We start from the raw sequence: 20,251 nt of genomic DNA, 5'->3' as shown, positions 1-20,251 counted from the left end.
GTGGAACAGACCCTCGCGACCTGGTTGCTCCCGATCGTCGGCCTGATCGCCGGCATCGCCATCGGTTATCTGGTGGCGCGCAGCAGCGCACCCAACCGCACACAGCGTCAGGTCGACGACCTGCAAGAGCGCTTCGACACCTATCAGAGCGAAGTGGTCACCCACTTCAACACCACTGCCAGCCTGCTGCGCAAGCTCACCCAGAACTACCAGGACATCCAGGAACACCTGTCCGATGGTGCCAGCCGCCTGGCGCTCGACGAGCAGACCCGCCAGCGCCTGATGGCCGCCCTGCACGAGGAAAACCATGGCTCGCGCGAGCGGCTCTCCTCGCCGGCCTTCACCGAACCGCCCAAGGACTACGCTCCCAAAGGCGACGATACCCCCGGCACGCTGCACGAAAACTTCGGCCTGAAGAGCCGTCACTGATCCATCGCCTGGCGCAGCCACTGCGCCAGGCGCCCCTCTCCTACTGACGCAAGCGCATCGACAGGTCCACCGCCTGTACATGCTTGGTCAGCGCCCCGATCGAAATGTAATCCACGCCGGTTTGTGCAACGCTGCGTAGCGTGTCGTCGCTGATTCCACCTGATGCTTCGAGCTTGGCCCGGCCCGCCGTGATCGCCACGGCCGTGCGCATGTCGTCAAGCGTCAGTTCGTCGAGCATGACGATATCCGCCCCTGCCCCCAGCGCCAGCTCGAGCTCGTCGAGGCTCTCCACCTCGATCTCCACCGGCTTGCCCGGCGCGATGCGATGCGCAGCCGCCACCGCCTCGGCGATCCCGCCACAGGCGGCGATGTGGTTCTCCTTGATCAGAAAAGCGTCATAGAGGCCGATCCGGTGGTTATGGCAGCCCCCGCAGGTCACGGCGTACTTCTGTGCCAGGCGCAGGCCTGGAATGGTCTTGCGAGTGTCCAGCAGGCGCACGCCCGTGCCCTCGACCATGTCGGCGTAGTGTCGGCAACGAGTGGCCACCCCCGACAGCATCTGCAGGAAATTCAGCGCGCTGCGCTCGCCGGTCAGCAACGCCCGAGCCGGCCCTTCCAGGTGGAACAGCACCTTGTCCGCCTCCACCCGGTCCCCGTCGGCGACCTGCCAGTGGACTGCGACCCGAGAGTCCACCTGCCGGAACACCGCGTCGACCCATGCGGTTCCACTGATCACCGCCGCCTCGCGCGTGATGACCGAGGCATGTGCCAACCGCTCGGCAGGGATCAGCTGCGCGGTGATATCTCCGCTGCCGACATCTTCGGCTAAGGCGCGGCGTGCATTGGCATCAATTTCTGCGGATAGATCGGCAAGGCTGAGATTCGGCATGTCGGGCTCCTCGAGTTTGCGCGGAGTATAAAGGCTCGCACCGACCGCGGCAGCGTCAAGCTGCCGACAGCCTACGGATCGCTCGACCGGCTTTTTTTACCTCCTGGCGGAAAACCTGCGAGCATCTGTGAGCCAGGTCATGTCCAATGAAAAACTGACCTTGGCAGGGGAGCACAATGCTTATAATCCCCTCCAAGAATATTGACGCCACCTAACTGACGATACTTGCTGACGAGGCGTCGTTGTAAAATCAAAGCGCTCGGCTATGCTGCGTCTGGATCCGGTTCGACAGAAGAAACCCGCACAAGATTGCGGGCTCGCCCGGTACCTTCCGCCTTGCCCTGCCGACTTGGTTACCTATATAAGACGCTGCCGAATTCAAGCGTTGTGACCGCCGCAAAGCAGGCGACCGCAGGAGAGTCTCGATGCGAACCGATGCGAAAGTGGTGCACCTGAACAAGGTTGCCCCTGAGCACAAGCCGTCTTCACCGGCAGGCCGCCTTCCGGTGGCGCTCATCAGCGTGCGCGACAAGGCCGCCCAGCAACTGCGTCAGGCGCTGCAATCGCTGTTCGACAACGCCGATGACTCGCTCTTCGAGATCGCCGATCGCGCGACCAGCAACGCCGAACAGAACGCTTTTTTCGAGGCTATGCGCGACCTGCGCATGAAGCGCCGCAACATCGAACGCGGCTTCCTGCAGCAGCTGTTCGAAGCATTCGCCAAGCTCAACCAGTATGAAATCGGCAAGCCGCCCGCGCTGGATGCCGTCTCCTTCGACAGCCTTTCCCTGGTGCAGAACGACGAGCTGGAAGAATCCGTAGCCGTCGACACCATGGTCGCCAAGGTCATGAGTCGTGCCGCCCAGCCGCTGGGCCACCTGACCACGCGCATGAACGCGCTGATCAGCAAGAAGCTCGACGACAAGAGCAACCCCCTCGGCCCTCATGCGCTCTGTGACTATTTCATCGAAGCCAGCAGCAGCCTGGGCGTGCAGATCAAGGTCAAGCTGATCATCTTCAAGCTGTTCGAGAAGCATGTTCTTGGCGATATCGACCAGCTATATGCCGAAGCCAATCAGACCCTGGTGGCTGCCGGCATCCTGCCCGAACTCCAGTCTGCGCCGCCGCGCCGACAGCAGCGCCCGGGCGGTCCGGCTGCCAGTCACACCTCGCCAGCGACGCATAGCCAGCCGGTCCATGTCGACGAGGGGCTACAGGAAGCCGCTTTCAGCGCCTTGCACAACTTGCTGTCCGACCTGCGCGGCAGCAGTGTTCTGCCTGCCCGCAACGTGCCCAGCGACGCCATCCCGATCTCCAGCGGAGACCTGCTCCGCCTGCTGTCGCACATGCAGACCCGCGCGCCACAGACGGTCGACGATTTCGATCTGCAAGAGCAGCTCGGCAGCCTGCTGAGCCGGGTAAGTGCCAAGACCGGAAAATCGCGGGTGGTTGGCGAGATCGATGACGACGTCATCAACCTCGTCTCCATGCTGTTCGAGTTCATTCTCGACGACCGTACCCTGCCGGATTCTCTCAAGGCTCTGATCGGGCGCCTGCAGATCCCGTTGCTCAAGGTCGCGGTGATCGACAAGACCTTCTTCAGCCGCGGCAGTCACCCCGCGCGCCGCCTGCTGAACGAAATCGCGTCGGCGGCGATGGGTTGGGGCGATCAGGACGAGGCGCAACGCGACAGCCTCTATCAAAAGATCGAGCAGATTGTGGCCCGCCTGCTCAATGACTTCGTCGATGATCCGGCGATCTTCTCCGAGCTGCTGGCCGATTTCCTCGCCTTCATCGGTGACGAGCGACGCCGCAGCGAACTGCTCGAGCAGCGCACCCGTGACGCCGAGGAGGGTCGCGCCAAGGCTGAAATCGCTCGCCAGGAAGTCGAGCACGCGCTGAACCAGCGCCTGCTGGGCAAGACGCTGCCGGAAGTGGTGGTGCGCCTGCTGCAGGAGGCCTGGAGCAAGGTTTTGCTGCTTACCTGCCTGAAGCACGGCACCCAGTCCGAGGAATGGCAGGCAGCCCTGGACACCATGGATGACCTTGTGTGGAGCGTGACTCCCCACGAGGACGACGAATCCCGCGCGCGTCTGCTGGAGCTGGTCCCGAGCCTGCTCAAGGCATTGCGTGAGGGGCTGGTCAGCGCCGCGTTCGACCCCTTCTCCACCGGCGACTTCTTCACCCAGCTCGAAGCACTGCACGTACAGACCCTGCAGCGCATTCAGCAACCGCAAGCCACTCCAGGCGCATCCGGACCGGCCGCTGACGCGTCAGGCGAGTTGATCACCGCTGCAGCGGTCGAGGCTGCGCCGGCCATGGTCGAGGTGGTGGACGAGATCGTGCTGCTGGCACCCGGCGAGAGCCGCGAGCCCGAGCCTGAAATCAGCCTGCCGGACAACGACGAAGCGCTGATCCAGGTGGACAATCTGAGAGTCGGCAGCTGGGTGGAATTCCAGGAAGATGAAGAGCACAAGCTGCGCTGCAAGCTGGCCGCGGTGATCAAGCCCACCGGCAAGTACATCTTCGTCAACCGCACCGGCATGAAGGTCCTGGAGAAGACCCGCATGGGCCTGGCCAGCGAGTTCCAGCGCGGCGCCATTCGCCTGCTCAACGATACCCTGCTGTTCGACCGAGCCCTGGAATCAGTGATCGGCAACCTGCGAAAGCTGAAGAACACCTGATCCGCGCCGAGCATGCCTGCCGGCATGCTCCTTCCCTGCGCGGCAAAGCGCCGCACTTCGCGCTTGGCTTTTGACCCCGCGCAGCTAGAATGCCTGCATTCTACTCGAGGTGCCTATGCCCAGCCGCCTGAACCCCGAAGACCAGCAGCGCGTCGATGAATACCTCCGCGCCCCGCAGCATCAGGTCGAACGCCAGCCGTTTCGCCCCTGGATCCTGCTGCTCGTCGTGCTGGCGGTGGTAGTCGGCCTCGGGCTTCTGAGCCGCCTCCTGAGTCGCCTGGTGCTTTGAGCCTCGCTCGCCCCGTCGCGCCGCCGTTTCTCTTGCAGCTATGAGTCATTCCCATGTCACATCGAATCGTAATCGTCGGCGGCGGCGCTGGCGGCCTGGAGCTTGCTACCCGCCTGGGTAGAACCCTGGGCAAGCGCGGCAAAGCCCGGGTCACCCTGGTCGACGCGAATCTCACCCACATCTGGAAGCCGCTGCTGCATGAAGTGGCAGCCGGCTCGCTGAACTCGTCAGCCGACGAGCTCAACTATGTGGCGCAAGCCAAGTGGAATCACTTCGAGTTCCAGATGGGCCGCATGGCCGGCCTGGACCGTGCGAACAAGTGCATCCGCCTGGAAGCCACACGCGACGAGTTCGGCGTGGAGCTCGTGCCCTCGCGTGCGTTGAATTACGACACCCTGGTGATAGCGGTCGGCAGCACGACCAACGATTTCGGAACCCCCGGGGCCGCCGAGCACTGCATTTTCCTGGATACCCGCGAGCAGGCCGAACGCTTCCATCGCCAGCTGCTGAGCCGTTACATGAAGGCACATGCCGGTGAAACCGGGCCGAGCGGCATCAGCATGGCCATCGTCGGCGCTGGCGCCACTGGTGTCGAACTGGCCGCCGAACTGCTGCATGCAGCCAAGGAACTGGCCGCCTATGGCCTCGATGGAATCAAGCCGGAAGATGTGAAGATCACGCTCATCGAGGCCGGCCCGAAGGTTTTGCCGGCACTGCCCGAGCGCATCAGCCAACCGGTACACCAGACACTGCTCGACCTGGGTGTGAAGGTGCTGACCGGCGCAGCGGTCAGCGAAGTCACCGCCGACGGCCTGCACACCAAGCAGGGTGAATTCGTGCCGGCCAGCCTCAAAGTCTGGGCGGCCGGCATCAAGGCGCCCGCCTTCCTGCATGAAATCGATGGGCTGGAGACCAACCGGATCAATCAACTGGTCGTCCACCCCACCCTGCAGAGCACCCGCGACGAGAACATATTCGCCTTCGGCGACTGCGCCGCCTGCCCGCAGCCGGACAGCGACCGGAACGTGCCGCCTCGCGCCCAGGCAGCCCACCAGCAGGCGTCAATGCTGGCCCGGTCGATCCGCAACCGACTGGAAGGCAAACCCCTGCCGACCTACCGCTACAAGGATTACGGCTCGCTGATATCGCTCTCGACCTTCTCGGCCGTGGGCAATCTGATGGGCAATTTGACGGGCAACGTCATGCTCGAGGGCTGGCTGGCGAGGATGTTCTATATCTCGCTGTACCGCATGCACCAGATCGCACTGTACGGCATGCCGCGCACGCTGCTGATGATGCTGGGCGACAAGCTCAGCCGTAGTACCGAACCACGCCTGAAGCTCCATTGACGCATTGATGGCGCACCCGAGCGGTGCGCCATCTGGCAAGCACTAAACGGCAGGCAATAAAAAAGCCGGATGCCCGTATGGACATCCAGCTTTTCATGCTTGCCGAGCAAGCCTGTATGGTGGGTCGTGTAGGATTCGAACCTACGACCAATTGGTTAAAAGCCAACTGCTCTACCAACTGAGCTAACGACCCAAAAATGGTCGGGGTAGGGGGATTCGAACTCCCGACATCCTGCTCCCAAAGCAGGCGCGCTACCGGACTGCGCTATACCCCGATTGGAATTTGGCTCCGCGACCTGGACTCGAACCAGGGACCCAATGATTAACAGTCATTTGCTCTACCGACTGAGCTATCGCGGAACAACTAGCATTCCAGCTCCTTGGCGTTACGTTCCCGCCTCAGAGGCGCGCCATTTTACGGTTCCAAACCCTGCTGTCAACCCTAAAAATGCGATTAGCGACAACAGTTTGCGTCCGGCGCGCGGCCGCGACCCGTTGATCGGACGACCGCATGGCATTCGTCATGCCATGCGGATTGCCCTGGGCCTCAATCGAAGACGATCTGCTCGCCCTCCACCCGAGCCTTGACGCTGCTGCCCGGGGCGAACTGACCCGCGAGGATCTGCTGCGCCAGCGGGTTCTCGATCCAGCGCTGGATCGCGCGCTTGAGCGGCCGCGCACCGTAAACCGGGTCGTAGCCGACGGCGATCAGCTTGTCCATCGCCTCCTGGCTCAGCTCCAGGCTCAGTTCGCGCTCGGCCAGGCGCTTGCGCAGCCGGCCCAGCTGGATCTCCGCGATGCCGGCGATCTGCTCGCGACCAAGCGGATCGAACACCACCACCTCGTCAATACGGTTGATGAACTCCGGACGGAAGTGGTGCGCCACCGCATCCATCACCGCAGCGCGCTGCGCATCGGGGTCGCCAACCAGCTCCTGGATCTGCGCCGAGCCCAGGTTCGAGGTCATGACGATCACGGTGTTCTTGAAGTCTACGGTCCGCCCATGGCTGTCGGTCAGACGACCATCCTCGAGCACCTGCAGCAGCACGTTGAACACGTCCGGATGAGCCTTCTCCACCTCGTCCATCAGCACGACCGAGTAGGGTTTGCGACGCACTGCCTCGGTCAGGTAGCCGCCCTCCTCGTAGCCGACGTAGCCCGGCGGTGCGCCGATCAGACGCGCGACCGAATGTTTCTCCATGAACTCGGACATGTCGATGCGGATCATCGCCTCTTCGGTATCGAAGAGGAATTCGGCCAGTGCCTTGCACAGCTCGGTCTTACCCACACCGGTCGGGCCGAGGAAGAGGAAGGAACCGCTCGGCCGGTTCGGGTCGGCCAGCCCGGCGCGCGACCGGCGCACGGCATTGGCCACTGCCACTACCGCCTCATGCTGGCCGATGACACGTGTGTGCAGCATGTCTTCCATGCGCAGCAGTTTGTCCCGCTCGCCTTCGAGCATCTTCGACACAGGAATGCCGGTCCACTTGGAGACCACCTCGGCGATCTCCTCATCGGTCACCTTGTTGCGCAGCAGCTGGTTTTCCTTCTTGCCGTGCTGGTCGACCATTTCCAGGCTGCGCTCGAGGTCTGGGATGATGCCGTACTGCAGCTCGGCCATGCGCGCCAGGTCGCCCTTGCGCCGCGCCGCCTCGAGGTCGGCCTTGGCCTGCTCGATCTTCTGCTGGATCTGCGCGGAGCCCTGGACCTCGGCTTTTTCCGACTTCCAGATCTCCTCCAGATCCGAATATTCCTTCTCCAGCTTGGCGATATCGTCCTCAAGCTTGGCCAGGCGCTTCTTGGTGGCCTCGTCGTCCTCCTTCTTCAGCGCCTCGCGCTCGATCTTCAGCTGGATCAGCCGGCGGTCGAGACGATCCAGCTCTTCCGGCTTGGAGTCGATCTCCATGCGGATGCGGCTGGCGGCCTCGTCGATCAGGTCGATGGCCTTGTCCGGCAGCTGACGATCCGTGATGTAGCGATGGCTGAGCTTGGCCGCGGCGATGATGGCGCCATCGGTGATGGTCACGCCGTGGTGCACCTCGTAGCGCTCCTTGAGGCCGCGCAGGATGGCAATGGTGTCCTCCTCGCTCGGCTCGTCCACCAGAACCTTCTGGAAGCGGCGCTCCAGGGCGGCATCCTTCTCGATGTACTGACGGTACTCGTCGAGGGTGGTGGCGCCGACACAGTGCAACTCACCCCGGGCAAGAGCGGGCTTTAGCATGTTGCCGGCATCCATGGCGCCCTCGGCCTTACCGGCACCGACCATCGTGTGCAGCTCGTCGATGAACAGGATGACTCGGCCTTCCTGCTTGGACAGCTCGTTGAGCACGGCCTTGAGACGCTCCTCGAACTCGCCGCGGAACTTGGCACCGGCGATCAGCGAGCCCATGTCCAGCGCCAGCAGACGCTTGTCCTTCAGGCCATCCGGCACCTCGCCATTGACGATGCGCTGGGCCAGTCCTTCGACGATGGCGGTCTTGCCGACACCGGGCTCGCCGATCAGCACCGGGTTGTTCTTGGTGCGCCGTTGCAGGACCTGAATGGTGCGGCGGATTTCGTCGTCACGGCCGATCACCGGATCGAGCTTGCCCTCCTCGGCGCGCTTGGTCATGTCGACGGTGTACTTGTCCAATGCCTGACGCGACTCCTCGGCATTGGGGTCATTGACCGCCGCGCCACCGCGCAGGTTGCTGATGGCGTTCTCCAGGGCCTTCTTGCTCACGCCCTGGGCCAGCAGGAGCTTGCCCAAACGGGTGTTGTTGTCCAGCGCGGCAAGCAGTACCAGTTCGCTGGAGATGTACTGGTCGCCCTTCTGCTGGGCGAGGCGATCGGCCTGGTTGAGCAGACGCGCCAGATCCTGCGACAGGTTCATGTCACCGGTGGGGTTCTGCAGCTTGGGCAGCTGGTCCAGCTCCTTGGTCAGGGCCTGGCGCAGCGCGTTGATGTCGAAGCCGACCTGCATCAACAAGGGCTTGATCGAACCGCCCTGCTGCTCCAGCAGGGCCTGCATCAGGTGCAACGGCTCGATGGAGGGGTGATCCAGGCCAACGGCAATGGATTGGGCATCGGAGAGCGCAAGCTGGAGCTTGCTGGTCAATCGATCGATACGCATGGATGTTCATCCTCAGGTAAAGCGGGCCGGCACCATGAATCGCGCCTTACAAATAACCCGCGAGATGGAGCATAGATGAGGATGATTGTTGGAGATTCAAGGCGGATGACATTGATGCAGGTCATGCCGGGACCGCGGAGTCACGGCGCTATCGAACCGCTAGGTAGGGCTAAGGCTGCAGCCAGATCAGACTGGCGAAGCGCCCCGTGCGTGAGGCACGGCGATAGGAATAGAAACGCGGATCGCTGAAGGTGCACAGCCCGCCGCCGTAGACGGCTTCGACTCCGACCGCAGCCAGGCGAATGCGCGCAAGCTGATACAGATCGGCCATGAAGCGCCCCTCGTTGCGGCTCGGCACGAATGTCGCCGCAGCCGCCGGGTGCTGCGCGACGAATGCCTCGCGCACCTCGCCCCCCACCTCGAAGGCAGCGGGCCCGATCGCCGGTCCCAGCCAGACCAGCACGTCTTCGGCACGAATCGCCAGCGCCTCGAGCGTTGCTTCCAGCACGCCGCCAGCCAGCCCGCGCCAGCCGGCGTGCGCCGCCGCGACACGACTGGCGGCGCGATCGCAGAACAGCACCGGCAGGCAGTCGGCGGTGAGCACCGCACAGGCTTCGCCCGGCGTCTCGCTCCAGCTGGCATCGGCAGTGGCGCAGACGCCGGGAATTGCGTTCACGGCCACACAGGAATGCACCTGTTCCAGCCAGATCGGCTGGCAACCCAACACATCGCGCAGATGCTGGCGATTGCAGGCCACCGCAGCCGGATCATCGCCGACATGATCGCCGAGATTGAAACTGTCGAACGGAGCCGCGCTGACACCCCCCTGGCGGGTCGTCACGCAGGCACGAACGCGTGCCGGCGCCGGCCAGTCGGGCAACAGCCAATTCTCGTTGCCGACAGTCACCCGACGAAGGCCTCGCGATCCTGTTGCAGGAGCGTCAGCAGCCAGACGAAGTCGTCCGGCAATGGCGACTCCCACTTCATGCGCTGCCCGGTCACCGGATGATCCAGCTCGAGGAAACGGGCATGCAGCGCCTGCCGTGGGAACTCGCGCAGCGTCTGCACCAGTGTCGGATTGGCAGCTGGCGGAATACGGAAACGCCCGGCATACAGCGGATCGCCCACCAGCGGGTAGCCGAGGTGGGTCATGTGCACACGAATCTGGTGGGTACGCCCGGTTTCCAGCTTGACCCGCACATGGGTGTGCGAGCGGAAGCGCTCGAGCACACGATAGTGACTGACCGCGGGCTTGCCCCCCTCCACCACCGCCATGCGCTGGCGCTGCTGGCCGTGACGGCCGATCGGCGCATCCACGGTGCCGCCGGTGATGATTACGCCGATGACGATGGCTTCGTAGATACGGCTGACACTGCGCGCCTGCAGCTGCTCCACTAGGCGGGTCTGTGCCTGCAGCGTCTTGGCCACCACCATCAGCCCGGTAGTGTCCTTGTCCAGACGATGAACGATGCCGGCGCGCGGCACGTTGATCAGGTCAGGTACGTGATGCAGCAACGCGTTGAGCAGCGTGCCGTCGGCATGCCCGGCCGCCGGATGCACCACCAGCCCGGCCGGCTTGTCGATCACCAGAATCTGGTCGTCTTCATAGACGATGTCGAGCGGAATGTCCTGCGCCACCCATTCGCCCTGCGCCTGCTGTTCGGCGCTCAGCTCGAGCACCGCACCGGCATGCACGGTGTCGCGAGGGCGTAGCACGGCGCCATCCACCGTCAGCAGACCATCCTTGATCCAGGCCGCGAGGCGCGAACGCGAGTGTTCGGAGAAGAGCTGCGCCGCGACCTGATCGAGACGTTGCCCGCCTAGGTCAAACGGCACCTCGGCACGGAGTTGAATGGCCTGTTTGGAGATCGTGGACATACGGCGAGATAGATTCGTCAGAGAGAGGCGAGCGACATCCGTTGCTGATGGATGCCCGGAGGACCGCAGATGGCGGAGCGGCCTTTGGTTTCGGCTACACGCTTGTGTTTAAATACGGCGTCTTTGTCCCGGCGCACCGGGGCGCCCATCATAACAGGACGGCTCCGCGCGAGACAGCCAGCCGTCACAGGGACGCAAGCCGCCATGCAAGTGAAACACCTGCTGCTGATCGCCATTTTCGCCCTTACCGCCGCCTGTTCATCCAACGAAACCGTCGACGAAAACCTGGGCGAGGTCGAGCTGTACCAGCAAGCACAGGCCGACCTGGACAACAAGAGCTATACCAGCGCCATCAGCAAGCTCAAGGCGCTGGAGTCGCGTTACCCGTTCGGTCGTTTCGCCGAGCAGGCGCAGCTCGAGCTGATCTACGCCTATTACCGCAACGCCGAGCCGGAAGCTGCACGCTCGGCTGCCGAGCGCTTCATCCGCCTGCATCCGCAGCACCCGAACGTCGACTACGCCTACTACCTCAAGGGCCTGGCCTCGTTCGATCAGGACCGCGGCCTGCTCGCTCGCTTCTTGCCGCTGGACATGACCAAGCGCGACCCGGGCGCTGCCCGCGACTCGTTCAACGAGTTCGCCCAGCTCACCAGCCGCTATCCGAACAGCCGTTATTCGCCGGATGCCAAGGCGCGCATGATCTATCTGCGCAACCTCCTGGCAGCCAACGAGATTCACGTCGCCCACTACTACCTCAAGCGCCAGGCCTACGTGGCCGCCGCCAACCGCGGGCGCTACGTGGTGGAAAACTTCCAGGGCACACCGGCCGTGGCGGACGGTCTGGCTGTGATGACCGAGGCCTACCAGCGCCTCGGCCTCGATGACCTCGCCGATGCCAGCCTCAAGACACTTCAGCTCAACTACCCGGATCATGCCACCCTCGAGGACGGCAAGTTCACCCCCATCGAGCGCGAAGAAGACACCCGCAGCTGGCTGAGCAAGGCCACGCTCGGCCTGATCGAAGGCGAAGCGCCGCGTCCCGACACCTCCCGTGCCAACCGTGACGTGTTGCGCCAGTACGAGAACGCTGCGCGTGACCTGCCGGAAGAACTGCGCCCCGTACTCAAGGATGTGGAACAGCAGGAGCCGAAGCGCTCCTGGTGGAGCCGCCTGACCTTCGGCCTGTTCGACTGAAATGGGCTGACCATGCGCCGCTGCGTCGAGCCCTGTGCTCGTCACCGTCGGCGCACCGGGCCAGGACCGGCCCTGGCTCGACCAGTGGCCGGTCGCCACGCATAAACAGGAAGGAATCGATATGGGGCTGTTTCGACTGCTGTTCTGGATCGCACTGATCGCCGCCGCCTTCTGGCTGTGGCGCCGCCTGACCCGGAAGAAGACGCCTACCGCGCAACAGCAGGGCAGCCTGCCGATGGTCCGCTGCGCTCAATGCGGCGTGCACGTGCCGCAGAACCAGGCCCTGCAGGCCCATGACCGCTGGTACTGCAGCCAGGCTCACCTCGAGCAGGACAGCACCTCTGGTGGGCACTGAGAACCTCACCTTCCTCGGCGATCAGGGGCGGCGCATCCTTCGCCTGTATCACCTCTACCGCCTGACCATTGGCCTCGCGCTGGTGCTGCTGATCAGCAGCGACCTGCACAACGATCTGCTGCAGATGAGCAATCCGCAGCTGTTTCAGTACGGCGCCTGGCTCTATCTGATCCTCAACATCATCGTCGCGGTGCTGGTGCAGAGCCCCGAGCGCGACCTGCCAGTGCTCAGCCTGGCGCTGATGGACGTGATCCTGCTGTCGGGATTGTTCTATTTTGGCGGAGGAACGCCGAGCGGCATCGGCAACCTGCTGATCGTCGCCGTCGCCATCGCCAATATTCTCCTGCGGGGGCGGGTCGGTTTCTTCATCGCCGCGGTCGCTGCCACCGGCCTGATCTACCTGACCTTCTACCTGAGCATCAGCCGTTCCGAAGCCAGCAGCCAATACGTCCAGGCCGGTGCGCTCGGAACGCTGTGCTTCGCCGCAGCCTTTCTCGTCCAGGGACTGACTCGGCGCCTGCAGGTCAGCGAGACTCTGGCCCGCCAGCGCGCCGAGGAGGTCGCCAACCTCGAGGCCCTCAACGCCCTGATCCTGCAGCGCATGCGCACCGGCATCATGGTGTTGGACCCGCAGGAGCGCGTGCTCCTGGCCAATCAGGGGGCGCTGCAGTTGCTCGGCCAGGAATCGCTGGCCGGCGAGCGCCTCGCGCCGCGCTGCCCGGAGCTGCTCAAGGCACTGCAGCACTGGCGTGGCAATCCCACACTGCGCCCGCCGAACCTCAAGGCCACCCCCGGCGGACCGACGCTGCAGCCGAGTTTCGCCGCCCTGCAGCACGGCAACAAGCTCGACACTCTGGTGTTCCTCGAGGACATCTCGCAGATCGCCCAGAAGGCCCAGCAACTCAAGCTCGCCTCCCTCGGACGACTCACAGCCAGCATTGCCCATGAAATCCGCAATCCGCTGGGCGCCATCAGCCATGCTGCTCAGCTGCTACAGGAATCCGAAGAGCTGGACGGCCCGGATCGGCGGCTGGCGCAGATCATCCACGACCACTCGCGGCGGATGAATCTGGTCATCGAGAACGTGCTGCAGCTTTCCCGGCGCCGCCAGGCGGAGCCCCAGCTGCTGGATCTCAAATACTGGCTGCATCGCTTCGTCAGCGAGTTCCGCCAGGGGCTCAGCCCGCAGCAGACGGTTCACCTGGAAACCATCGGCAGCTCGCTGCAGACGCGCATGGACCCCAACCAGCTGACCCAGGTGCTCACCAACCTGGTGCAGAACGGCCTGCGCTACAGCGGCAAGGAGCACGATCGCGCTCAGGTCTGGCTCCGCCTGTTTCGCGACGAAGCCAGCGATCTGCCGGTCGTTGAGGTCCTCGACGATGGACCCGGCATCGCCGCCGAGCAGTTGCACAACGTTTTCGAACCCTTCTTCACCACCGAGAGCAAAGGCACCGGGCTCGGGCTGTACATCTCCCGCGAGCTGTGCGAGAGCAACCAGGCACGCCTGGACTACCGCGAGCGCGCCGAAGGCGGCAGCTGCTTCCGCATCGTCTTCGCGCACCCGCGCAAGCTGAGCTAGGCGCAGCAGAACAGTTGCCGGCAACGCATCACACATCGACCAAAGCGGCAGCCACGGCGGCGCCGGGAGAGTTAACATGCTCGCCAGCCGCCCGGAAGGCGACACCCGCTTCAGGAACCAGAGCAAGACCATGACCGCGCGCCAGAAAGCCCTGATCATCGACGACGAGCCGGACATCCGCGAGCTGCTGGAGATCACCCTCGGCCGCATGAAGCTCGATACCCGCAGCGCACGCAACCTCAAGGAGGCGCGCGAGCTGCTGGCACGCGAGCACTACGACCTGTGCCTGACCGATATGCGCCTGCCCGACGGCAGTGGCCTTGAGCTGGTCCAGCACATCCAGCAACAGTACCCGCAACTGCCCGTGGCGATGATCACCGCCTATGGCAGCCTGGATACCGCCATCGGTGCACTCAAGGCCGGTGCGTTCGACTTCCTCACCAAACCGGTGGATCTGAACCGCCTGCGCGAGCTGGTCAGCACCGCCCTGCGCCTGCGCGCGCCCGCAGCCGAAGCGCCGGTGGACAGTCGCCTGCTGGGCAGCTCGCCGCCGATGAAAACCTTGCGCAAGCAGATCGGCAAGCTCGCCCGCAGCCAGGCACCCGTCTACATCAGCGGCGAGTCGGGCAGCGGCAAGGAACTGGTGGCACGCCTGATTCACGAGCAGGGCCCGCGCAGCGAAAAGCCATTCGTGCCGGTCAACTGCGGTGCCATTCCGTCGGAGCTGATGGAAAGCGAGTTCTTCGGCCACAAGAAGGGCAGCTTCAGCGGCGCCATCGAGGACAAGCCCGGCCTGTTCCAGGCCGCGAACGGTGGCACGCTGTTTCTCGACGAGGTGGCGGACCTGCCGCTGCCGATGCAGGTCAAGCTGCTGCGCGCCATCCAGGAAAAGGCCGTGCGTGCCGTTGGCGGTGCGCAGGAAGTGATGGTCGATGTACGCATCCTCTGTGCCACCCACAAGGATCTCGCCAGCGAGGTCGCCGCAGGCCGTTTTCGCCAGGATCTCTACTACCGCCTGAATGTCATCGAACTGCGTGTACCGCCACTACGCGAACGCCGGGAAGACATCGGCCTGCTCGCCGATGTCATGCTGCGCCGTCTGGCGCAGGAATGCGGCGAGGCCACGGCCCGCCTGCATCCCGATGCCCTGGCCAAGCTGGAGAACTATCGCTTTCCGGGCAACGTCCGCGAGCTGGAGAACATGCTCGAACGCGCCTACACCCTGTGCGAAGGCGACGAGATCAAGGCTGGCGACCTGCGCCTGGCGGATAGCCCCGGCCTGCCGGAAAACGGCGAAGCCAGCCTGGCGCAGATCGACAACCTGGAGGACCACCTGGAGGAGATCGAGCGCAAGCTGATCATGCAGGCCCTCGAAGAAACACGCTGGAACCGCACCGCGGCCGCCCAACGACTGGGGCTGACCTTCCGCTCGATGCGTTACCGTCTGAAGAAACTCGGACTGGACTGAGTGGCAGGCGTAGACGCCTGCCACCGGACACGAACGCTGCGTCCTACCCCTGCGACAGCAGGTTGCGCAGATCGATGATCGCCGCGTTGGCGCGGGAGATGTAGTTGGCCATCACCAGCGAGTGATTGGCCAACACGCCGTAGCCGCTGCCGTTGAGCACCATCGGACTCCACAGCGGCTCCTGCGCCGCCTCCAGCTCACGAATGATCTGCCTGACGCTGATCGTGGCGTTCTTCTTGGCCAGCACGTCGGCGAAGTCCACCTCGATCGCCCGCAGCAGATGTGACAGCGCCCATGCCTGACCACGTGCCTCGAAGAACACATTGTCGATCTGCATCCAGGGCGTCTCGACCACCTGCTCCTTGACCTGCGGCACGATGCCGGCCCGCTCCTGCTCCGGTGCGATATCGGCATCCAGGCGCACCCGACCGACACTCGCCGACAGGCGCTGGGACAACGATCCGAGGCGGGTCGCCGCGTCACCCAACCAGTTGTTCAGGTTGTCGGCGCGGGTATAGAACAACGCCTTGGGCTCCGGCTCGCTGAGGCGCGCCAGATAGCGATCCAGACTGCGGATGCCGTTGCGGTATTCACTTTCCGAGGCGGGCAGGGTCCAGCTGCGGTTGTCGAAGTTGAACAGCGGCTCGGCCTTGGCCAGATCCGGGTCCTCAGTGGACTGTGACTGCGAACGGGCGAAATCCTTGCGCAGCGCCCGCGCCAGATCACGAACCTGCACCAGCACGCCGTATTCCCAGCTCGGCATGTTGTCCAGCCACAGCCCCGGCGGGGCGATGTCATTGCTCAGATAGCCGCCGGGCTTGTCCAGCAGGGTACTGGCCACGCGCTTGAGGGTTTCCACCGTGGTATAGCCGCTGACCAGCTGGCGCTGCGAAGCCTCCGCCGCCTGGCGCGTATGCTGCTGTACCGGAAACAGGTCCGGCTCGCGACTCCAGTACCATCCCAGCAGCAGCGTCACCAGCAGGTAGATGCCCAGCAGAGCGGCAAGAATCAGCAGAAGCGGGTTGCCTGCGCGTTGGCCAGCCGCTCCGGCCGAGCCGTTGGAGCGGCCGAGGCGAGCGAAGCGATTCTTCCAATCCGACATGGGCTGTGTGTCCTTCTGGCGAGTTCAGGGGTTCGACCGCCCGGCACCGGAGACGTTGCGCAGGCATGTCTTTACTATAACGCAGGGCCCAGGCGTGCTCAGCGCCAAATTGAGAACCACTACCGCGCAACGCCCTTCCAAAGCGCACCGACGGTGATAGCATGCCGCCATTACAATGCACCAGGGCAGCGCACCTGGCGCGCCAGGAATAATCGCGATGTCGGATCAGGAAGAGCTTAAACAGCATTTCGCCCAGCGGGTCATCCACCAGGCACGGGAAGTGCTGGAGGTCTGGCAGCAACTGCAACGCAGCGAATGGAACGAGGACTACCATGCCGCGTTGACCGAAGCGACGACTCGTCTTCGGCGCTTTGCCGATCGCTTCGAGCAGACCGAGCACAGCGAGCTGGCGTTGAACATCGAGGATTGCCTGAGCGACATCCGCGACAACCGCGGGCGTCTGTCCAGCAGCACCATCTCCACACTGAGTCAGCTGATCTATCGCCTTGCCCGCACCGGACTGCGCCACAGCGATCCGCACAACCAGTCGTTCCTGCCGCCGCTGAGCAAGCCGGTGTACATCGCCCTGCAAGACCAGGAGCGCGCCGAGCATCTGGTACGCCAGCTGGACTTCTTCAGCATGTCCGCACAGGCTTTCAGCAATGTCGCCGCGTTCCGCACGGCGATGCATCGCCGGCACCCGGCCGCCATCGTGATGGAGGTGGACTTCAACGGACCGGGCGAAGGGCTGCGCCTCGCCGAACAGGTGCAACTCGGTCTGGAGCCGAAGCTGCCTATGCTGTTCTTCAGCCACGCCGAAACCGACACGCCGACTCGCCTGGCCGCCGTCCGCGCCGGCGGTCTGGAGTTCTTCACCGGTACCCTGGACGCCAGCAGCCTGCTGGAGAAGATCGAGATCTTCACCCGCACCGCGCATTACGAGCCGATTCGCGTGCTGATCATCGATGACTCGCGTGCCCAGGCGACGCATACCGAGCGGGTGCTGAACAACGCCGGCATCGTCACCCAGACCCTGACCGAGCCGATCCAGGCCATCGGCGCACTCGCCGAGTTCCAGCCGGACCTGATCATCCTCGACATGTACATGCCCGACTGCCAGGGCACCGAGCTGGCCAAGGTAATCCGTCAGCATGAGCGCTACGTCAGCGTGCCGATCATCTACCTGTCCGCCGAGGACGATTTGGACAAGCAGTTGGACGCCATGGGCGAAGGCGGCGACGACTTTCTCACCAAGCCGATCAAGCCGAGCCACCTGATCGCCACGGTACGCACCCGCGCCACCCGCGCGCGCAGCCTGAAGGCGCGCATCGTGCGCGACAGCCTCACCGGTCTGTACAACCACACCCACAGCCTGCAGCTGCTCGAGGATGCTCGCTTCCGCGCCCGTCGCGACAATCGACCGCTGAGCTTCGCCATGCTCGACATCGATCACTTCAAGCAGGTCAACGACACCTTCGGCCACCCCATGGGTGACCGGGTCATCAAGAGCCTGGCGCTGTTTCTCAAACAGCGCCTGCGCAAGACCGATCACATCGGCCGCTACGGTGGCGAGGAGTTCGCCGTGGTGCTGCCAGACACCCCGGCAGAGGCCGCCTGCAAGGTGCTGAACGAGATCCGCCAGCGTTTCGCCGAGATCCGTTTCCCGGCGCAGCCGCGCGATCTGAGCTGCACCTTCAGCTGCGGCATCACCGAGCTGACCGCCGATGCCGAGGTCAAGACGCTTACCCAGCAGGCCGACGAGGCGCTCTATCGTGCCAAGCACGCCGGTCGTAACCGCGTCGAGCGTTACTAGCCGCCAATACAGGCGCGGCCGCCAACGTCGCGGGTCGTGTAGCGATCGTCGGAGCGGCCGGCTGTCACGCGAATGACATCAAACTGCCATACCTTGCAAGGCCTCCGAATTGCTTTGCGAGGCGAGCATGCGCCTGAAGTCGCTCACCACTCTCAATACCCTGCTGCTGATCGCGGTGTGTCTGGCACTGGGCGCGACGCTCTGGTGGTCCGAGCGCGCCATGGAGCGTCCCTACCTGCTGATGGTGCGCTATCTGGCGCTGTCCCAGCAGTTTCAGCAGCAGGCGGTGGACAACATTCACGGCTACCTCGCCAGCGGTGACGCGCTGCGCCACAGCCAGGCGCAGCAGGCGCTCACCGAATTCGCCGATGACAGCAGCGCGCTACCGGAGGACCTGGCAGCGCGGCTGCGTCCCAGTCTCGCCGAACTGTCGCGCTTCACCGCCGACGAGCTGCTGGCCGCGGGCAAGCTGGCCGGCGACCCGCAAGGGCTGCTGCTGCAGGCCGAGCGCGAAATGGCCGGCGTGCTCTCGCAGCTCGACGACTACCGCGCGCACGCCGATCATCCACGCGCCGCAGACTACCAGCGCCCCCTGTTCGCCGCCGGGCAGCAGCTGTTTCGTCTGAGCCACGCCCGCGGCAAGCTGGTGAGCAGCGGCCGTGACGAGCTGAACTCCGAGGTGGAGCAGGTGCTGCGCAGCCTGGAGCAGGAGGCGGCACGACTCGACACGCTGCCGCTGCTCGGCGTGCTCACCCAGAACCAGTCCGCCACCAGCACCTTTGCCGCGCTGCTCGACCTGGGGGCGGCAGCGGATCAGCACAGCGAAGACCGTGGTATTGCCCTCAAGCGCGAGTTCGCCAGCCTGATCAAGCGCTACCCGGCCGAGCTGCAGCGCACCCGCGAGCTGATCCGCCAGCGTAGCGCGCTGCTCGACAGCAGCGCGCAGAAGATCGCCAGCGTCGAGCAGGCGCTGGCCGCGCTGGAGCCCGCGGTACGGGCCGAACACAGCCGCATCCAGAGCGAAGTGCGCCTGATCCAGATCGGCATCATTGCGCTGATCCTGCTCATCGCTCTGGCCATCGACCGCCTGCAGCGTCAGCTGACTCGAGCCCTCGGCCAGCTGGTGCCGGCTTTGTCCAACTGGGCGCGAGGTGACTTCAGCGCAGAGGTACGCATCGCGAGCCGGATTCGCGAGATCGACGACATCGAGACCTCGCTGAACCAGCTGCGTACCTACCTGCTGGAACTGGTCGGCACGCTGCGCAAGCAGGCGACGCGCGTCGCCGAAAGCAGCCGCAGCCTGGACGAGATGAGCAGCAGCCTGCATGACGGCGCCCAGCGCCAGACCGGCGACACCGCGCAGATTCGCGACTCGCTCGGCGAGCTGGAGGCGACCATCCAGCAGGTGGCCGACGGCGCCGGCGAAGCCGCCCAAGCCAGCCGCGCAGCGGCGCGTGCGGTGCAGCACGGCCAGCAGGTCATCGGCGAGAGCCTGACCGGCCTGCATGGGCTGGTCAGCGAGGTGCAGGGCAACGCTGTGGCAATCGAACGACTGGCCGACGAAACCGTCACCATTGGCAAGGTCCTGACGGTCATTCGCGCGATTGCCGAGCAGACCAATCTGCTGGCGCTCAATGCGGCGATCGAAGCGGCCCGCGCCGGTGGTCACGGCCGCGGCTTCGCGGTGGTCGCGGACGAAGTGCGCTCACTGGCACAGCGTACCAGCGGGGCCACCGAGGAAATCCAGCAGCTGATCGGCCGTCTGCAGCAGGCCGCGCGGCAGTCCGTGGAGGCGATGCGCAGTCAGGTCGAGCATGCCGAAAGCACGGCCAGCCTGGCGCAAAGCGCCGATCAGGCCCTGGAACAGATCGTCTCGACCATAGCCAGCATCAACCATATGGCCGAGCAGATCGCCCAGGCCACGGCCCAGCAGGGCGAAGCGGTGGGCGAAATCCGTGGCCACAGCGAACGTATCCATCAGCTGGGCGATGCCAACCTGGGGCACATCAGCCGCGGCCGGGAGCAGAGCGCCGAGATGCTGCAACTGGGCAGCGAGCTGGATCGAGCGACCCAGGCCTTTCGCTTCTAGCCGGCGCGCTTGCCGATG

General features: G+C 64.5%; 15 protein-coding genes and 3 tRNA genes. 10 read left to right on the top strand and 8 right to left on the bottom strand.

The window, feature by feature from the left end:
• Positions 1-429, top strand: a complete 429-nt coding sequence (locus tag ACVRRC_RS19565; RefSeq protein ID WP_013984067.1) for a Z-ring associated ZapG family protein — start codon at positions 1-3, stop codon at positions 427-429.
• Positions 430-469: 40 nt separating this feature from the next.
• Here ACVRRC_RS19565 and nadC read toward each other — a convergent pair whose 3' ends face one another.
• Positions 470-1,318, bottom strand: coding sequence for a carboxylating nicotinate-nucleotide diphosphorylase (nadC, locus tag ACVRRC_RS19560; RefSeq protein ID WP_017244509.1), 849 nt, complete (start codon positions 1,316-1,318; stop codon positions 470-472).
• 425 nt (positions 1,319-1,743) lie between these two features.
• Between nadC and ACVRRC_RS19555 the strand changes: the two genes are divergently transcribed.
• From ACVRRC_RS19555 to ACVRRC_RS19545, 3 genes are all read left to right on the top strand, one after another.
• Positions 1,744-4,002, top strand: coding sequence for a DUF1631 domain-containing protein (locus ACVRRC_RS19555; RefSeq protein ID WP_048329919.1), 2,259 nt, complete (start codon positions 1,744-1,746; stop codon positions 4,000-4,002).
• A gap of 115 nt (positions 4,003-4,117) precedes the next feature.
• Positions 4,118-4,291, top strand: a complete 174-nt coding sequence (locus ACVRRC_RS19550; protein WP_017244511.1) for a DUF3094 family protein — start codon at positions 4,118-4,120, stop codon at positions 4,289-4,291.
• 53 nt (positions 4,292-4,344) lie between these two features.
• A complete protein-coding gene (locus ACVRRC_RS19545; RefSeq protein WP_011914657.1) occupies positions 4,345-5,640 on the top strand; it encodes an NAD(P)/FAD-dependent oxidoreductase in 1,296 nt (431 codons plus the stop codon).
• 117 nt (positions 5,641-5,757) lie between these two features.
• On the opposite strand, the gene ACVRRC_RS19540 is transcribed toward ACVRRC_RS19545, so the two are convergent.
• The 6 genes from ACVRRC_RS19540 to rluD all read right to left on the bottom strand — a co-directional run bounded on the left by ACVRRC_RS19540 (position 5,758) and on the right by rluD (position 10,630).
• Positions 5,758-5,833, bottom strand: a tRNA-Lys gene (locus tag ACVRRC_RS19540).
• Between the two features lie 5 nt (positions 5,834-5,838).
• Positions 5,839-5,915, bottom strand: a tRNA-Pro gene (locus ACVRRC_RS19535).
• Between the two features lie 9 nt (positions 5,916-5,924).
• A tRNA-Asn gene (locus ACVRRC_RS19530) sits at positions 5,925-6,000 on the bottom strand.
• 187 nt (positions 6,001-6,187) lie between these two features.
• Positions 6,188-8,752, bottom strand: a complete 2,565-nt coding sequence (gene clpB / locus ACVRRC_RS19525; protein ID WP_020305930.1) for an ATP-dependent chaperone ClpB — start codon at positions 8,750-8,752, stop codon at positions 6,188-6,190.
• Between the two features lie 169 nt (positions 8,753-8,921).
• Positions 8,922-9,659: a peptidoglycan editing factor PgeF gene (pgeF, locus tag ACVRRC_RS19520; protein ID WP_472997392.1), complete on the bottom strand. Its 738-nt coding sequence runs from the start codon at positions 9,657-9,659 to the stop codon at positions 8,922-8,924.
• Positions 9,656-10,630, bottom strand: a complete 975-nt coding sequence (rluD, locus tag ACVRRC_RS19515; RefSeq protein ID WP_011914661.1) for a 23S rRNA pseudouridine(1911/1915/1917) synthase RluD — start codon at positions 10,628-10,630, stop codon at positions 9,656-9,658. Before rluD ends, pgeF begins: the two co-directional genes overlap by 4 nt.
• A gap of 204 nt (positions 10,631-10,834) precedes the next feature.
• On the opposite strand from rluD, the gene ACVRRC_RS19510 reads away from it, so the two are divergent.
• The 4 genes from ACVRRC_RS19510 (at position 10,835) to ACVRRC_RS19495 (ending at position 15,229) form a co-directional block, all read left to right on the top strand.
• Positions 10,835-11,824, top strand: a complete 990-nt coding sequence (locus ACVRRC_RS19510) for an outer membrane protein assembly factor BamD (RefSeq protein ID WP_048329921.1) — start codon at positions 10,835-10,837, stop codon at positions 11,822-11,824.
• Positions 11,825-11,945: 121 nt separating this feature from the next.
• Complete coding sequence (locus ACVRRC_RS19505; protein ID WP_013984074.1) at positions 11,946-12,179, top strand: PP0621 family protein; 234 nt, start codon at positions 11,946-11,948, stop codon at positions 12,177-12,179.
• A complete protein-coding gene (locus ACVRRC_RS19500) occupies positions 12,169-13,761 on the top strand; it encodes a sensor histidine kinase (RefSeq protein WP_472997391.1) in 1,593 nt (530 codons plus the stop codon). The genes ACVRRC_RS19505 and ACVRRC_RS19500 overlap by 11 nt, the downstream gene beginning before the upstream one ends.
• A gap of 130 nt (positions 13,762-13,891) precedes the next feature.
• Positions 13,892-15,229: a sigma-54-dependent transcriptional regulator gene (locus ACVRRC_RS19495; RefSeq protein ID WP_026006503.1), complete on the top strand. Its 1,338-nt coding sequence runs from the start codon at positions 13,892-13,894 to the stop codon at positions 15,227-15,229.
• Between the two features lie 43 nt (positions 15,230-15,272).
• Here ACVRRC_RS19495 and ACVRRC_RS19490 read toward each other — a convergent pair whose 3' ends face one another.
• Complete coding sequence (locus ACVRRC_RS19490) at positions 15,273-16,331, bottom strand: DUF2333 family protein (RefSeq protein ID WP_011914666.1); 1,059 nt, start codon at positions 16,329-16,331, stop codon at positions 15,273-15,275.
• A 217-nt stretch (positions 16,332-16,548) separates the two neighbouring features.
• On the opposite strand from ACVRRC_RS19490, the gene ACVRRC_RS19485 reads away from it, so the two are divergent.
• Positions 16,549-18,144, top strand: a complete 1,596-nt coding sequence (locus ACVRRC_RS19485) for a response regulator (protein WP_014597755.1) — start codon at positions 16,549-16,551, stop codon at positions 18,142-18,144.
• A gap of 127 nt (positions 18,145-18,271) precedes the next feature.
• Positions 18,272-20,233: a methyl-accepting chemotaxis protein gene (locus tag ACVRRC_RS19480; RefSeq protein ID WP_108242335.1), complete on the top strand. Its 1,962-nt coding sequence runs from the start codon at positions 18,272-18,274 to the stop codon at positions 20,231-20,233.
• Positions 20,234-20,251: the final 18 nt, after the last annotated feature.

The sequence above is a fragment of the Stutzerimonas sp. LR2 genome, assembly GCF_055755175.1.
Note: the sequence above shows the minus strand (reverse complement) of the source record. Positions and strands in the feature narration are given on the sequence as shown.

What these genes read in the sequence shown, in the direction of transcription:
- ACVRRC_RS19550 (WP_017244511.1), top strand. Translation starts at nt 4,118, where the DNA reads ATGCCCAGCCGCCTGAACCCCGAAGACCAGCAGCGCGTCGATGAATAC.
- ACVRRC_RS19510 (WP_048329921.1), top strand. Translation starts at nt 10,835, where the DNA reads ATGCAAGTGAAACACCTGCTGCTGATCGCCATTTTCGCCCTTACCGCC.
- rluD (WP_011914661.1), bottom strand. Translation starts at nt 10,630, where the DNA reads ATGTCCACGATCTCCAAACAGGCCATTCAACTCCGTGCCGAGGTGCCG.
- clpB (WP_020305930.1), bottom strand. Translation starts at nt 8,752, where the DNA reads ATGCGTATCGATCGATTGACCAGCAAGCTCCAGCTTGCGCTCTCCGAT.
- ACVRRC_RS19480 (WP_108242335.1), top strand. Translation starts at nt 18,272, where the DNA reads ATGCGCCTGAAGTCGCTCACCACTCTCAATACCCTGCTGCTGATCGCG.
- ACVRRC_RS19495 (WP_026006503.1), top strand. Translation starts at nt 13,892, where the DNA reads ATGACCGCGCGCCAGAAAGCCCTGATCATCGACGACGAGCCGGACATC.
- ACVRRC_RS19555 (WP_048329919.1), top strand. Translation starts at nt 1,744, where the DNA reads ATGCGAACCGATGCGAAAGTGGTGCACCTGAACAAGGTTGCCCCTGAG.
- ACVRRC_RS19490 (WP_011914666.1), bottom strand. Translation starts at nt 16,331, where the DNA reads ATGTCGGATTGGAAGAATCGCTTCGCTCGCCTCGGCCGCTCCAACGGC.
- ACVRRC_RS19485 (WP_014597755.1), top strand. Translation starts at nt 16,549, where the DNA reads ATGTCGGATCAGGAAGAGCTTAAACAGCATTTCGCCCAGCGGGTCATC.
- nadC (WP_017244509.1), bottom strand. Translation starts at nt 1,318, where the DNA reads ATGCCGAATCTCAGCCTTGCCGATCTATCCGCAGAAATTGATGCCAAT.
- ACVRRC_RS19545 (WP_011914657.1), top strand. Translation starts at nt 4,345, where the DNA reads ATGTCACATCGAATCGTAATCGTCGGCGGCGGCGCTGGCGGCCTGGAG.
- ACVRRC_RS19505 (WP_013984074.1), top strand. Translation starts at nt 11,946, where the DNA reads ATGGGGCTGTTTCGACTGCTGTTCTGGATCGCACTGATCGCCGCCGCC.